This window comes from Serratia sp. CY33525, from assembly GCF_052169115.1.
GTDB lineage: Bacteria > Pseudomonadota > Gammaproteobacteria > Enterobacterales > Enterobacteriaceae > Serratia > Serratia sarumanii.
The window spans coordinates 196,573-210,452 of record NZ_JBJNLK010000003.1 but is presented as its reverse complement, the minus strand read 5'-3'; the positions used below and the strand labels follow the sequence as shown (position 1 = coordinate 210,452).

The following is a 13,880-nucleotide window of genomic DNA, read 5'->3' as shown; positions in this document are numbered from 1 at the left end:
TCACAAGGACCCGTATGAAACCCATTGCAGTCACCATCCTGACCGGCTTTTTGGGCGCCGGCAAAACCACCCTGCTGCGCCACATCCTGAACGCCGAACACGGCTATAAAATCGCGGTCATCGAGAACGAGTTCGGCGAAGTGCCGATCGACGACGCGCTGATCGGCGATCGCGCCAGCCGCATCACCACGTTGAGCAACGGCTGCATCTGCTGCAGCAAATCCAACGAACTGGCGGACGCGCTGCTGGATCTGCTGGACGGCGTCGACAGCGGCCAGCTGGCGTTCGACCGGCTGATCATCGAATGCACCGGTATGGCCGATCCCGGCCCGATTACCCAGACCTTTTTCTCGCACGAGATCCTGTGCGAGCGCTTCCTGCTGGACGGCATCATCACCCTGGTGGACGCGGTACACGCCGAGCAGCAGCTGAGCCAGTTCAGCATCGCCCAGGCGCAGGTGGGCTACGCCGACCGCATCCTGCTGACCAAAACCGACGTGGCGCCGGACTGCGAGGCGCTGATCCAGCGGCTGCAGCGGATGAACGCCCGCGCGCCGGTCTACCAGGTGACGCACGGCGATATCGATCTGAGCGTGCTGTTCGACATCGAAGGCTTCACGCTGAACGACAAGCTGAACCTGACGCCGCACGCCCCGCTGTTCCGCCGCATCCCGCAGCCGCAGAGCGACATCCGCTCAATTGTCGTGACGCTGGAGCGCCCGCTGCCGCTGATGCAAATCTCCGACGTGATGGAAGGCCTGCTGCTGGAATACGCCGACAACCTGCTGCGCTACAAAGGCATCCTGTCTATCGAAGACGAGCCGCGCCGCCTGCTTTTCCAGGGCGTACAGCGCCTGTATAACGCCGACTGGGATCGGGAGTGGCTGCCTGATGAGGAACGTCGGAGCACCTTGGTATTTATTGGTGTGGATCTGCCGGAGGAGGAGATTCGTGGAAGGATTGGGGGGTTGGGGTAAGATAAACCATTCCCCAGACCAACGCGGCCCCTATCCGACAAACTCAAGGATGAACGATGGCAAACAACGTGATGCTAGTAGCATTAAAGGCGCTTAACCTGTGCGCGAGCACTTATATCGTCATCAAACTGAGCACGGTATTAGCCATCGGCATCATGTTCCTTATTGTCTCTTACGCCGGCGTGGGGGACGTTGGGCTGTCCAATCTCCTCGCCGGGGCATTCATTATCCTGCCGCTGTTGGTCGTCGTCGGCGGAACACTTATCGTCTGCGCCGTCGCCGCCTATCTCAACCTAAAGGCGCCCTATCGTAAAAAAGCGCTGTTCTTTAGCCTGCTACTGGGCAGCATCTCTGCGGCTGGCCTGCTGTTGCCCTACACGCGCGAGTTCGCGCTATCCACGGCAGCCGCCAGCGCCCTGGCGTTGGGCAGCGCGCTGGGGATTTTTGCTTTGTCGAAGGGACGGGTTCAAGCGTTGTAGCACCTGAAAAAGGCGGGTACGCGATTATGTCTTTCCCCAATACGGCCCCGCCGCCACCGACTCGCGCTCGATCAGGCTGGCCGGGAAGCTGGGGCGCTTGCTCAGCTCGCCGCAGTTAAACATCGATAGCTGGTTTAACCGGCCCCAACTATCTCCTCTACTCTTCTTGCCGCCGCACCGCCGCAGGGTGCCGGTTGCTGGCCAGATTGATGCCCAGCAGCAGCACGGCCAAAGCGGCCGCCAACGCGAAGGAAAAACGGTAGCCCAGGCTGGCGGTCATCCCCACCATCAGCATATTGCTGACCATTTCCCCGATATCGCGCGAGCTTTGCACCATGGTCATGTCTGTGCCCGCCTGATCGCCCTGCGCAGCGAACTGCATGCCGGCAGTCATGATAGCGACCGAGGTCACTCCGGAAGCCAGCGCGCCTCCCATCACCGCGGCGATCACGCCGCCGGATTGCAGACCCCAGTTGGCCATCGCCAGCCAGCACAGCGAGGCGCACAGCGCACAACCCAGGCCAACCGCGAACGCCTTCCACACCCCGAGCCGGCTCACCAGCCAGGCGCCGCCACCGCACCCGAGCACCAGCGTCACCATGCCGCCGGCCATGCCGATCTGGCCGACCTGCGCCGGCGTCCAACCGTGATCGGTTAAAAACAGCTTGGCCAACCCGAAGCCGGATACCGCGGTCACCGCCGACAGCAGCGTGAGCGTCAGCAACCGCGCCGCGCCGCGACGGCGCAGCGTGCGCAGCAGGCTGGCCGGACGCGAATCGGCGCGTTCGGGCGGCAGATCGGCGTGTTGTCGGAAGCGGCCAATCGCCAGCAGGCTGACGGCAGGGAAGATCGCCATCGCCAGCAGCGCACCCTGCACGCCTACCCGGGCACTCAGCATCATCATGCCCGCCCCGCCGACGAAGAAGCCGCTCATCACCCCGGCGATTTGAATGGCATTGACGCGCGACAGCAACTCACCGCTGACGTGTTCCGCCGCCATGCCATCAGTGGCGATATCCTGCGTAGCGCTGGCCAGCGACGCGACGGCCAGCAGCGCGACGCACAGCCCTGCCGCCGCCGCGGAAATGCCGACCGCGCTGAGCAGGATCAGGCACATCGTCACCACGCACTGCAGCGGAATAATCCAACTGCGGCGGCGTCCGAAGCGTGGCGACCAGTGATTATCCACCAGCGGCGCCCAAAGAAACTTCACCACCCAGGGCAACCCCACCAGCGGCAAAAATGCCAGCGCCTGCAGGCTGGCGCCGTCATGGCGCAGCAGGGTCGGCAACGCATCCATGGCGATGCCGATCGGGATGCCCTGACTAAAATAGAGCAGCCCCAGGGTCAGCACCAGATGCCGATGTTGCAATAGTTGTCGCATGTTTTACTCCAATTGGCGCGGCCAGGCGCCGCGCGATTGCCATAACAAGGAGCCGGCGGCGAACAGAGCCGCGCTGACTAACAGTAAAGCGCTGTCCAGCCAGTACAGGCCGGGGCCGGCGCTGAGTATATGGCCGAGCGCCGCCACCAGCAGCGCCGTACCGCTGGCCATTCCGCTGAGGAACAATAACCACCCCGGCCAAACTCGCCACGCCAACAGCGCCACCGCGCCCCACATTCCCCAAAACAGCCAGGCGGCAGGGAACGCCGCCAGCGGCCGGGCGGCCAACAGCAGACTTCCCGCCACCGTCAGACCACAGCAGACGCCGGTGATAAAGCGCGCGGCACGGCGCTGCGGCTGCCGTAGGCACCACAATCCCAGCCCGCTCAGCGCCAGCGTCGCCGCGCCGAACCCGGCCAAAAAATGCAGCGCGCTCACCGCCGCCGCCGCCCGCGGCAACCAGGCGTATTGGCCATAGTGCAGCGGCTGAACGGCGATGAACGCGCGCGTCCATGGCCCCTGATGAGCGGCGCTGCGCCGCATCAGCGCCGGCTGCTCGCCGCTGCCGAAACGAAATTGCTCGAACAGCGCGCTGCTGGGAATACCGCGAGTGACGCCGCCCACCGCCAGCAATGCACCATCCGGCGCGCGCTGCAGGGTTTGCGGCGTAAATTCCGGTGCCTGGCGCCGCAGCGCCGCCATCGTCTGCGCAAGAGTACGCCCGGCGTCAGGCAAGGGCGGTGCAGGTTGCGCACCGCCCATCAGCTGCGCCATCACCCGCTGCGGCGCACCGGGGCTGACGCGGTCGGCCAGCAGCACAGTACCGAGCGCGCCGAGGCCGGATAACGCGCCGGTCAAAGCGAACATCACCAGCCACGGATAGCACCAAAGCCCCAACAGATTGTGCAGATCGAACAGCAGCACCCGCAGCCCCTGACGCCGCCGCAGCTGCAACAGCTGGCGCAGCCGTCGACCATGCAGCGCAATCCCGCTGATCAGCAGCAAAGCGAACGCGATGCCGAACAAACTGAGAAACACCCGACCGGGAAAGCCGAGAAACAGGTTCTTGTGCAGCGTCACCAACAGCGTGGTCGGCGCCGTCAGGCTGACCAGCCGCCCGCTGACGGCGCTCAACGCGAGGGCGCAGTCGTCCGGGGCGCGGCAAAAGCGAATCACCGGATAACGCGCGCTCGGCAGCATGACGTAAGGCGCCGCGCCGTCTTCACCGTAGGCTTTCGCGTCGTCCAGCAGCTGCGCCAACGGCCGTTGCTCGCCGCTCATCGTCACGCCGTTCCACCACAGCGTGAAGCTGTCGCCGGCCAGGCTCCAGCAGCCGGTGAACAGGACCACGAACAGCGCGCAGCCGAACAACGCGCCGCAGCCCCGATGCAGCGCCGCCAAAGCCCGTCGCGCGACGGCGTTCATCGCCACGCCTCCAGCAGCGCCAGCGGCAGCGGCCACCACAACCAGGCGCGCAGCAGCGTGCGACGCCAGTCCGGCGCCAGCAGGCTATACGTCAGCAACGCGATGCCGCCGAACAACGCCAGAAACAGCGCGCCGTAAAGCCGATCGAGCGGGTCGGCCGAGGGATAGCCGCGCGCCAACAGCAGCGCCAGGGTAACGCCCCCCATGGCGCTGCCGAGGCACGCCGCCCATACGCGCATATTCATCAAAACTCGGCCTTGACGGTGAACATCAGGTTGCGCGGTTCACCGTAACGGTTGTTCCACTGCGGCGAGAAAAGCCCGGCGTAGTAGCGGCGATCGAACAGATTGTTGACGTTGAGCGCCGCCGACCAGGTCTCGTCGATGCGATACCCCAGCCGTGCGTTGACCAGCGCATAGCCGCCCTGGCGCAGCGTCGTCGCGCCATTGGCGCTGCTGAACGCGCTCTGCGCCTGGATGCCGCCGCCGATGCTCCACTTGCGCTGATCCCACGGCAGGTCGTAATCGCTCCACAGCCGCAGCATATGACGCGGCGTCAGGCTGTTGTAGGCGCGCCCCTGGTTGCCGGCGTCGCGGGTGTAGCGCGTGTCGGTATAGGTGTAGCCGAGCGTGACGTCCCACCATGGCGTGAGGTATCCGCGCCCTTCCAGCTCGAGGCCTTCACTGCGAGCCTTGCCGCCGCTGATATACCAGGTATCGAAACCGCCGCCCGGGTGATCGGGATCCACCTGCGGGTTGTTCTCCAGATCGATGCGGAACGCCGCGGCCGAGAGGTTGAGCGCGCCATTCATCAGCGACGCCTTCACCCCGCTTTCCAACGTGCGGCCCTCCACCGGCTTAAGCATCTGCCCGCTCCAGGTTTTGCCGCTCTGCGGCTGAAACACCGTGGCGTAGCTGGCATACCACGACCAGTCTTTGGCGAAATCCCAGATCAGGCCGCCGTAGGGGGTCAGACGCGCGTTCTCTTCCAGAGTGTCGCTGGGCGAACGCAGTTGCCACCAGCTTTCGCGCGCGCCGGCCACCAGCGTCAGCGGCTCCGCCAGTTTAATGCGGCCCATGCCGTACACCCCGTGCTGAACGGTTTTGGTCGACCCCGGCGAGCTGTAAGCGCCGATCGCTGGCTTCGGCACGCCGTGCGGATCCCAGCGGTAGACGTTCACCGGCACCTGAAACACCGAATCAAACCGTGCGGTGAACTGTTCTTCTTCGGCATGGGTGTAGCTGGCGCCGACGACCAGCTCGTGCCGCAACCCCCAGGCGTCGATCTTGCCGTTCAGGCTGGCGTCCAGCCCCAGCTGCTGATTGCGAAAACGATAGGCGCCGCCCATCAGCGCCGCGCCGTCGCCGGTGGCCGGATCGACGTTGCCCCAGGCGCCGGCATACAGCAGGCGAGACTTGGCGTGCAGATAGTCGCCGCTCAGCTTGGCCTGCCAGTCGTCGTTCAGCCGATGCTCCACCGCGGCGAACAGCCGCGTGGTGTCCCATTTGAAGCGATCCCAGTCCACGTCCAGATAGGTGCTGCGCGGCAGGTGCAGATCGCTGCCGTCTTTCCCCATCGGCACCCCGGCCATATTGGTGACGGAATCGATGGTTTGGTACTGCGCGCCGACACGCAGCAGGGTATCCGGCGTCAGATCGGCGTCGACGGTGGCATACAGCAAACGGGTTTTCTGATCCGAGACGCGATAGAAATAATCGCGATCTTCCCATGCCATCACCGCACGGCCGCGCACGCTGCCCGACGCGTTCAGCGGGCCGCCCACGTCCGCTTCGCCGCGATACTGATTCCAGCTCCCGGCGCTGGCGGTAAACTGCGCGCGGTTTTGCGCCAGTCCGTGCTTGCGCACCATGTTGACCGTGGCCGCCGGGTTGCCGAGCCCGTGCAGCAGGCCGTTGGAGCCGCGCAGGATCTCCACCCGCTCATACACCGCCATGTCCTGCGGCGAGCTGGCGGTATTGCCCAGCAGCGTCGGCACGCCGTCCAGTTCGAACGAATCGATCTTGAAGCCGCGCGCATACCACGCGGTGGTCAGCAACACGAAGGGGGCGCTGGTGACGCCGGTGGCGCGCGTCATCACCGCATCCAGCGATGTGAGATTCTGCTGCTCCATCTGCTGGCGATCGATCACGCTGACCGACTGGGCCACTTCACGCGGTTTCAGCGGGATTTTCCCCAGCGTGGTGACGCCGGGAGCCACATAGTCATCCCGCGCCGCCGCGCCGGCGGTCACGGTGAGGGTATCTTCTTTTACGTCCGTTTTGGCCGGCGCATCCTGCGCCAGCGCCCCGGTGCCGCACAGCGCGCACAGCAACGCGCCGCGGCGCATCGCGGCCGCCACTGGTGAGAGGTGAATGAGTCGCATGTTTTTCCCTGATTGTTATTGTTAAATGATAATCGTTATCAATCTAACAAAACGGCCGCCGCGACTTTTTCGATTGCCGGAGTTTCTCTATCGATCGCCGGTCATTTTCGCCTGGCAGAAACGGGCGAACCAGCCCCCCGCCTCGCGCAGCGCATCCGGGCTGCCCGCCGCCGTCAGCCGCCCGCCTTCCAGTACCCACACTCGATCCGCCCGACAGGCCAACGCGGGATCGTGGGTGACGACGACCCGCGTGCCGGGCCAGCCGGCCAGCAGGGCCGCCACGCGCTCGGCGTTGCGCAGATCCAGACTGGCGCCCGGTTCGTCCAACAACAATCGTGGCGCCCCCTGCAGCAGCGTGCGCGCCAGGCACAGCCGTTGCTTCTGCCCGCCGGAGAAACGATCGCCGTCGCTGCCGACCTCTTCTTCCAGCACGTCGGGCGGCAGATCCAGCGCCGCCAACAGCGCCAGCAGACGCTCATCGCCGATATCCGTTCGCCCCTGGGTCAGATTCCAGCGCACGCTGCCGCGCAGCAGGCGATTGTCTTGCCACATCACGCCGCGACCGCCCGCCAATTGCCGCGCCGACAGCGCGCGCACGTCACGGCCGCCGTAGAACACCCGCCCCGCCGTCGGATCCTGCGTGCGCGCCATCAGGCTCAGCAGGCTGCTTTTGCCGGCGCCCGAAGGGCCGACGATCGCCAACATCTCTCCGGCGGCACAGGCTCCGCCTATTTCCCGCAGCCGCCAGCCGCCGTGCGCCGCCGCCAGGCTCAGCGCCTCAAGCGCGATGCCGTCGTCCTGCGGCGCCGCGCCGTCCCGTTCCGGCAGCGGCAACGCGGGCGACGCCAGCGCCTGCCGCAGTTGCGCCCACGCGCTCTTCAACTGACGCAGCGCCTGATCGAGGTGAGAAAGCTGAAGCAACGGCTCCAACAAGCGGGCCAGAACAATCATCAGCGCCAGCCATTGGGCGACGTTCAGGCGCTGCGCCAGCACCTCATGGGCACCGAACCACAATGCCGCCAACAGCGTCAGCTGCAGCCCGGCGCTGAACAACAGGTGATATGGCAAGCTTTGGCGCAGCAGCGCGGCGTGCGCCCGATGATGGTCATCCAACCGTTGCGTCAACGCCTCGGCGGCGGCCGCCTGCCCGTAGCCGAAGCGCAGCAATGCCTGATGACGGGCAAACTGCATCAGCGCCCCTTCAATACTCTGATTGGCCTCTCCAAGCTCTCGCTCTCGCCGGTGCAGCCGGGCCGCCGAACCGCGCAACACCAGCATCAACAGCACGCAGGCCGCCAGCAGCATCAGCGCCACTCCCGGGCTCAGGCAGGCCAGCCCGGCGATCAGCGCCAGCGGCGTGACGACCGCGCCAACCAACGGCGCCAGCAGGTGCGCGGGTGCCGACATCGTCTGACCGATGGCCCCGGCCAACAGACCCGGTGCCTGCTCCTGCGGCGACAGCGTGCGCGGCAGACGGCGGAACAGCGCCCGCAGCAACGCGCTCATCACCGCGCCGCCGGCGAAGAAACCGCGGGAGGCCGCCGCATACTGCACCGCCAGCAAGAGAGGCGTAGCCAGCGCCAGCAGCCCTAGCCAATGGCCGGGATTTTGCTGCCAGTTCGCCACCGCTGCCGCCAGCAGCAAGGCGCAGACGCCATCCAACGCGGCGGCCAGCGCCATCAGCAACAGCGCCGGGGCCAACGCTTTCACCAACTCAAACTTCATCGTCCGCCTCCTGGCGCTCGGCCAACGCCGCCAACAATGCCGGATGATCCGCCATCTCGGCGGGCGTGCCGACCGCCAGCAACCGCCCCTCCGCCAGCACCGCCACCCGATCGGCGCGGCGGCACAGTTCCGCGTCGTGCGTTGCCACCAGCCGGGTGGCGGGCAGCTGCGCCAGCGCCGTCAGAATGCGTTCGCGATTTTGCTGATCCTGCGCCGAAGTCGGTTCGTCGGCCAACAGCAGCGGCCGCCGCGCCAGCAACGCCCGGGCGATGGCGAGACGCTGCGCCTCCCCGCCGGAAAGCGAAGGCGTATCGTCCAACCTATCCTGCAAACGCGCCGCCAGCCCCAGCGCGGCCAGCACGCGCCGCAGCTGCGCATCGTCGGCCCCGTCGACGAACAGCGTCAGGTTGTCACGCAGCGACATCGCCGGCGGCGTATTCTCCTGCGGCACCACGGCCACCATCTGATTGAATGCCTGCGCCGAGAACGCGTCGGCGAGCACGCCGTCGAGCGATACCGTTCCGCTATCCGGCTCGCTATAACGGGCGATCAACCGCAGCAGCGTGCTTTTACCGCTGCCCGACGCCCCGACAATCGCCAGCCATTCCCCCGGTTCGACGGCCAGATTGACGCCCTGCAGCAACCAGCGTTCGTCCTGCCGGCAACCGAGATCGCTCAGCTGCAGCGCCGCCCCCTGCGGCGCCGAAGCGATCGTCGAGCGCCCTCCCCAGCGAATTTCGGGATGCGCCAGCAGCGCCCGAATGCGGCCGGCGGCCAGCGTCGCCGCGCGCAATGCATCGCCGCCGTGCCCCATCGCCATCACCGGTTGCGCCACGCTGCGCAACAGCAACACGAACAGCGCCAGCTCCGCCAGCGTGAGATTGGGCGCCAGCCAGCGGGCGCCGAGCAACAGCCAACCGGCCGACAGCGCGGCGCTGAGCAGTAATTGGGTCACGGCGCCGAGCGCGCCGATACGCCGCAGCCAACGGTGAAAGGCGGCGAGAAAGCCCCGCAGGCTCTGCCGCGCACGCGCTTCGATGCCCGCACCGGGAAACTGGCGCGCCAACAGCGGATGCGCCGCCAGCTGCCGATAATCGTCGTTCAACTGCCGAAACGCCCGATCGCGTTGTTCAAACGCCGGCCGCAGTCGCGGCGAACGGATGACGCGAAACAGCAGCGCGGCCGCCAGCAAAGGTATCAGCGCGAACAGCAGCAGCGGCCACTGCACCGCCGCCAGCAGCGCCAGCGCGCAGCCGGGTACCACGGCCAACTGCACCAACTCCGCCGGCGCATGGGCCACCAGCTGATGCAGCGCCTGAATGTCCTGCGACAGCGCCCGGGCGGCGCCGCTCTCGCCCTGCCGCACAAACCAGTTCAGCGGCAGACGCACCAGCTTGGCGGCCAATTGGCTGCGCAGCCGATGACACAAACGCGCGTCGAGCAGATGAGTGAGGTGCAGCGCCAGCGTTTGGGCGAACAGCCACAGCGCAAGGCCACCGGCGGCGACGCCAAGCCAGAAGGAATAGGTCGCCGGATCGGCGTCCACCAGCCGGGCTATCGCCAGCCAGGGAAACAGCGAACTGACGCCGGCCAGCGCCTGCAGCGCCAGCGCGGAATACAGCATGATGCGGAAAGGACGCGTCAGCGCCCGCAGGTCACTCAGCATGAGATCCTCCACAGCAAAGGCGCTTACTGTAGCCAAAAGCGGCGGACGTCCTCATCCGTAAAGGCTTTCGCCGGCGAGACTTTTTCTTTCGATTGCGTGGCTAACGCTTTTTGACGTCGCAGGGCATGACGCCGAAACGCTTGCGGAAGGCGACGGAGAAGTGCGCCGGCGTATAACCCACCTGCCAGGCGACGGTGGAAACGTGCAGATCCTGCTCGCTCAGCAAGCGCCAAGCGGTTTGCAGCCGGTGCTCCTGCAGCAGGCCGAATACGCTGGCGCCAAACAGCTGGCGGAACCCTTGCGTGAGTTTGCGGGTGTTCAACCCGGCGCGCTGAGCCAGTTGATCCAGGCTCGGCGGCTGCTCCATCTCCGCCAACAGGATTTCGCGCGCCAGCTGCAGGCGCGCCACATCGCGCGCGGCCAGGTGCACGCCAACAGACGGCGCGGCAGCGCTGCGGTTCCAGCATTGATGCAGGCAATGCGCCGCCAGCTCGTTGGCCCTGGCGCTGAACCACAGCCCGCGCTGCGACTCGTGCAGCGGGCAGGCGAACAGTTGCCGGGCCTGGCCGATCAGCGCTGTCGGCGCCGCCAGCGGCACCAACTGCGCATGCCGCCGCCCATCGAGGCCGGGCGGCAGGCGGACATCGTTCTGCTCCAGCCAGGCGGCTGAGAACTGCAGCAGGGTATAATCGAGCGGTTCGCCGGCCTGGAACAGGTTGTTCAACACGAAGTCGTCCCGCCCGGCGGCCAGCAACAGCGAAGGGCCGTTCAGCTCCACCTGCGGCCCCGTTCCGCTTTCACAGCGCAGACGCCCGCGGCGGATCACCACGATCTTCAGCCCCGCGCGGTGGGGTTCATCCAGCTCGATGTCGACATCGGCGGCCAACACGCCGCGCCGCGCACGCAGCATGTCCGACAGCGCATAGTCCTGCGCTTGCTGATGATATTCCTGCAGTAACCGCTGGGGGGACGTAGACATGTTCGCCCTGCCTGTGAATGATGACGCCGACCGTCGGCGAGGTTTTTGATAGTGATTCTCATTAGCAATATAAGGCCGGCCGTCGGGTTTGTCTATTGAGGCGCGGATGGATCAGTTACCACCCCAATACGGCCCCGCCGCCACCGACTCGCGCTCGATCAGGCTGGCCGGGAAGCTGGGGCGCTTGCTCAGCTCGCCGCCGTCCAGCATCGACAGCAGGCGGTTGATGGTCTCCTGGATCATCTCGGTGACCGGCATCTTCATGCTCGACAGCGACGGCACGGTATAGGGCGCCAGCGGGATGTCGTCGAAGCCGATGACCGATACCGCCTCCGGCACCGCCACGCCACGCTCTGCCAGCCGCTTCATCGCGCCGATGGCCATCTCGTCGTTGCCGGCGACGATGGCGCTGAACGGCTGCCCGCCGGCCAGCAGCGCATCGACCGCCGCCACGCCGCTTTGCGCGTGCCATTTCCCCTCGACGATCAACGCCTCGTTAACCGCGATGCCCTGCTGCGCTAGCGCGGATTTGTAGCCGGAAAGCCGCTCCAGCCCGGTGGGGGAATCGAGCGAGCCGGTGATAAAGGCGATGTCGCGATGCCCGCGCGCGATCAGGTGCGCCACCGCCGCCGCGCCGGCGGCGTGCTGATCGCTGAAGATGCAGTAGCTGTCGTTCAGCCGCAGCCGCCGGTTGATCACCAGAATCGGCTGGCGGTGCTGGGAGACGATCTCGTCCATTTCCGCGATCGACAGAAAACGCGGATAGATGATCACCCCGTCGCAGCGCAGATCCAGCAAAAACTGAATGGCGGCCCGCTCCTCTTCGGCGGTGTGCTTGCCGTCCGCCAGGATCAGCTGGCGGCCGTTCGCCTCCATGATGCGCGCCGACTGCGCCATCAGTTCGCTGAAATAGTTGCCGCTGTAGAGGGTGTTGGTGACCACCAGGCCGAGGGTTTGGGTGGTGTTGGTCGCCAGGCTGCGCGCCAGCAGGTTGGGCCGATAGCCGGTTTCTGCGATGGCTTTATCCACCAACGCGCGTTTCTCCTCGCTGACATAGCCGCTGCCGGACAACACGCGCGACACCGTCGCCTTTGAAACGCCGGCCTTTTTCGCCACCTCGAGTATCGTTGCCATCTGTGCGCCGCCAAAATCCATGGGTTCAGCGCAGTCTACCCAAGACGCCCGGCGTTTGGAACGCTTTCGCCCCCCTGTGCGTCGGTGCGCACTTATCCCTGACGATCCAGATCACGAAAACGAAACGCCAAAAATCATAGTTCTTGCCAACAATAAAACACCAATACATGATTTTGTGAAACCGGTTTCTTATGGGCGTTTCATACGGATGGAACGACGGATCGCCCAGGCAGTAAATATTCGCCTTTAGGCTATCCGAATTGCTATCTGAGAGACGACACGCCATGCCGAAGAACTACGCAGAGATCTCGCACGCCATCGTGGCCGCCCTGGGCGGCGCGGGCAATATCGAGGCCGTGACCCATTGCATGACCCGCCTGAGATTCGTGGTGAAAGACAAAACGCGGATCGACACCCCGGCGCTGAAAGCTATCGACGGCGTGCTGGGCGTGGTGCACAGCGGCGAGCAGTGCCAGGTGATCATCGGCAACGAGGTGGCCAAGGCCTATCAGGCGGTGCTGGCGCTCGGCATGCCGGGCGCGGCGGCCCCCGCCACCCCGGTGAAACGCCAACTCACCCTGAAGGGCATCGTCGCCGGCATTCTCGACGCGCTGGTGGGCACCATGTCGCCCCTGATCCCCGCCATCATCGGCGGCTCGATGGTGAAGCTGCTGGCGATGATCCTGGACATGGCCGGGGTATTCGAAAAAGGCTCCTCGACCCTCGTCATCCTCAACGTGATCGGCGACGGCGCATTCTTCTTCCTGCCGGTGATGGTCGCCGCTTCGGCGGCGCTGAAGTTCAAAACCAACATGTCGTTGGCGATCGCCATCGCCGGGGTGTTGGTGCATCCCAACTTTATCGATCTGATGGCCAAGGCGGCACAGGGCCAGGCGGTGGAATTCGCCTTCATCCCGGTGACGGCGGTGAAATACACCTACACGGTGATCCCGGCGCTGGTGATGACCTGGATCCTGTCGCACATCGAACGCGGGGTGGATCGCATCACCCCGGCGGTGACCAAGAACTTCCTCAAACCGATGCTGATCGTGCTGATCGCCGCGCCGATCGCCATTCTGCTTATCGGGCCGCTCGGCATCTGGATCGGCAGCGGCATCTCTGCGCTGGTCTACACCGTGCACGGCTATTTGGGCTGGCTCTCCGTGGCCATCATGGGGGCGATTTGGCCGCTGCTGGTGATCACGGGCATGCACCGGGTGTTTACCCCGACCATCATCCAGACCATCGCCGAGACCGGCAAAGAGGGCATGGTGATGCCTTCGGAGATCGGCGCCAACCTGTCGCTGGGCGGCGCTTCGCTGGCGGTGGCGCTGAAAACCAAGAACCGCGAGCTGCGCCAGACCGCGCTGGCCGCCGCCGCCTCCGCCATCGTGGCGGGGATTTCCGAACCGGCACTGTACGGCGTGGCGGTGCGCCTGAAACGGCCGCTGGTCGCCAGCCTGATCAGCGGCTTCGTCTGCGGCGCGGTCGCCGGCATCGGCGGGCTGGCCAGCCATTCGATGGCCTCGCCCGGGCTGTTCACCAGCGTGCAGTTCTTCGATCCGGCCAACCCGATGAGCATCGTGTGGGTGGTGGCGGTGATGGCGCTCTCGGTGGTGCTGTCGTTCGCGCTCACGCTAATGCTGGGCTTCGAGGATCTGCCGGAAAACGCCGCCGCACCCGGCCAAACCGCACCGGCGGCGAACGCCGCCAGCGCAACGCATTGAG

General features: G+C 65.8%; 11 protein-coding genes. 3 read left to right on the top strand and 8 right to left on the bottom strand.

Translation table 11 applies throughout. The features are described from left to right. Positions 1-14: 14 nt before the first annotated feature. Positions 15-977, top strand: coding sequence for a GTPase (yjiA, locus tag ACJ8IM_RS09705; protein WP_033652807.1), 963 nt, complete (start codon positions 15-17; stop codon positions 975-977). 56 nt (positions 978-1,033) lie between these two features. Further along, positions 1,034-1,456 carry a hypothetical protein gene (locus tag ACJ8IM_RS09700; RefSeq protein ID WP_033652806.1) on the top strand — a complete coding sequence of 141 codons (423 nt, stop codon included), beginning with the start codon at positions 1,034-1,036 and terminating at the stop codon, positions 1,454-1,456. 157 nt (positions 1,457-1,613) lie between these two features. On the opposite strand, the gene ACJ8IM_RS09695 is transcribed toward ACJ8IM_RS09700, so the two are convergent. The 8 genes from ACJ8IM_RS09695 to ACJ8IM_RS09660 form a co-directional block, all read right to left on the bottom strand. After that, positions 1,614-2,840, bottom strand: a complete 1,227-nt coding sequence (locus ACJ8IM_RS09695) for a RhtX/FptX family siderophore transporter (protein ID WP_033652805.1) — start codon at positions 2,838-2,840, stop codon at positions 1,614-1,616. A 3-nt stretch (positions 2,841-2,843) separates the two neighbouring features. Then, positions 2,844-4,265: a PepSY-associated TM helix domain-containing protein gene (locus ACJ8IM_RS09690; RefSeq protein ID WP_051917588.1), complete on the bottom strand. Its 1,422-nt coding sequence runs from the start codon at positions 4,263-4,265 to the stop codon at positions 2,844-2,846. After that, on the bottom strand, positions 4,262-4,510 hold the full coding sequence (locus ACJ8IM_RS09685; RefSeq protein WP_033652804.1) for a hypothetical protein: 249 nt from the start codon (positions 4,508-4,510) through the stop codon (positions 4,262-4,264). The genes ACJ8IM_RS09690 and ACJ8IM_RS09685 overlap by 4 nt, the downstream gene beginning before the upstream one ends. Further along, entirely contained in the window at positions 4,510-6,648 is a 2,139-nt protein-coding gene (locus ACJ8IM_RS09680) for a TonB-dependent siderophore receptor (protein ID WP_193145599.1), read from the bottom strand. Before ACJ8IM_RS09680 ends, ACJ8IM_RS09685 begins: the two co-directional genes overlap by 1 nt. Before the next feature lie 87 nt (positions 6,649-6,735). Next, on the bottom strand, positions 6,736-8,373 hold the full coding sequence (locus tag ACJ8IM_RS09675; protein ID WP_051917587.1) for an ATP-binding cassette domain-containing protein: 1,638 nt from the start codon (positions 8,371-8,373) through the stop codon (positions 6,736-6,738). Continuing rightward, positions 8,363-10,039 (bottom strand): ATP-binding cassette domain-containing protein, encoded by a 1,677-nt coding sequence (locus ACJ8IM_RS09670; protein WP_033652803.1) that lies wholly within the window; start codon positions 10,037-10,039, stop codon positions 8,363-8,365. Before ACJ8IM_RS09670 ends, ACJ8IM_RS09675 begins: the two co-directional genes overlap by 11 nt. Before the next feature lie 100 nt (positions 10,040-10,139). Continuing rightward, positions 10,140-11,018 (bottom strand): helix-turn-helix transcriptional regulator, encoded by an 879-nt coding sequence (locus ACJ8IM_RS09665; RefSeq protein WP_033652802.1) that lies wholly within the window; start codon positions 11,016-11,018, stop codon positions 10,140-10,142. Between the two features lie 111 nt (positions 11,019-11,129). Beyond that, entirely contained in the window at positions 11,130-12,152 is a 1,023-nt protein-coding gene (locus ACJ8IM_RS09660) for a LacI family DNA-binding transcriptional regulator (protein ID WP_122302052.1), read from the bottom strand. Between the two features lie 284 nt (positions 12,153-12,436). Between ACJ8IM_RS09660 and ascF the strand changes: the two genes are divergently transcribed. Then, positions 12,437-13,879, top strand: coding sequence for a PTS cellobiose/arbutin/salicin transporter subunit IIBC (gene ascF / locus ACJ8IM_RS09655; protein ID WP_033652800.1), 1,443 nt, complete (start codon positions 12,437-12,439; stop codon positions 13,877-13,879). Position 13,880: the final 1 nt, after the last annotated feature.

Bases quoted from the DNA above. Each gene is read 5' to 3' on its own strand.
- yjiA (WP_033652807.1), top strand. From the start codon at position 15: ATGAAACCCATTGCAGTCACCATCCTGACCGGCTTTTTGGGCGCCGGC.
- ACJ8IM_RS09700 (WP_033652806.1), top strand. From the start codon at position 1,034: ATGGCAAACAACGTGATGCTAGTAGCATTAAAGGCGCTTAACCTGTGC.
- ACJ8IM_RS09695 (WP_033652805.1), bottom strand. From the start codon at position 2,840: ATGCGACAACTATTGCAACATCGGCATCTGGTGCTGACCCTGGGGCTG.
- ACJ8IM_RS09690 (WP_051917588.1), bottom strand. From the start codon at position 4,265: ATGAACGCCGTCGCGCGACGGGCTTTGGCGGCGCTGCATCGGGGCTGC.
- ACJ8IM_RS09685 (WP_033652804.1), bottom strand. From the start codon at position 4,510: ATGAATATGCGCGTATGGGCGGCGTGCCTCGGCAGCGCCATGGGGGGC.
- ACJ8IM_RS09680 (WP_193145599.1), bottom strand. From the start codon at position 6,648: ATGCGACTCATTCACCTCTCACCAGTGGCGGCCGCGATGCGCCGCGGC.
- ACJ8IM_RS09675 (WP_051917587.1), bottom strand. From the start codon at position 8,373: ATGAAGTTTGAGTTGGTGAAAGCGTTGGCCCCGGCGCTGTTGCTGATG.
- ACJ8IM_RS09670 (WP_033652803.1), bottom strand. From the start codon at position 10,039: ATGCTGAGTGACCTGCGGGCGCTGACGCGTCCTTTCCGCATCATGCTG.
- ACJ8IM_RS09665 (WP_033652802.1), bottom strand. From the start codon at position 11,018: ATGTCTACGTCCCCCCAGCGGTTACTGCAGGAATATCATCAGCAAGCG.
- ACJ8IM_RS09660 (WP_122302052.1), bottom strand. From the start codon at position 12,152: ATGGCAACGATACTCGAGGTGGCGAAAAAGGCCGGCGTTTCAAAGGCG.
- ascF (WP_033652800.1), top strand. From the start codon at position 12,437: ATGCCGAAGAACTACGCAGAGATCTCGCACGCCATCGTGGCCGCCCTG.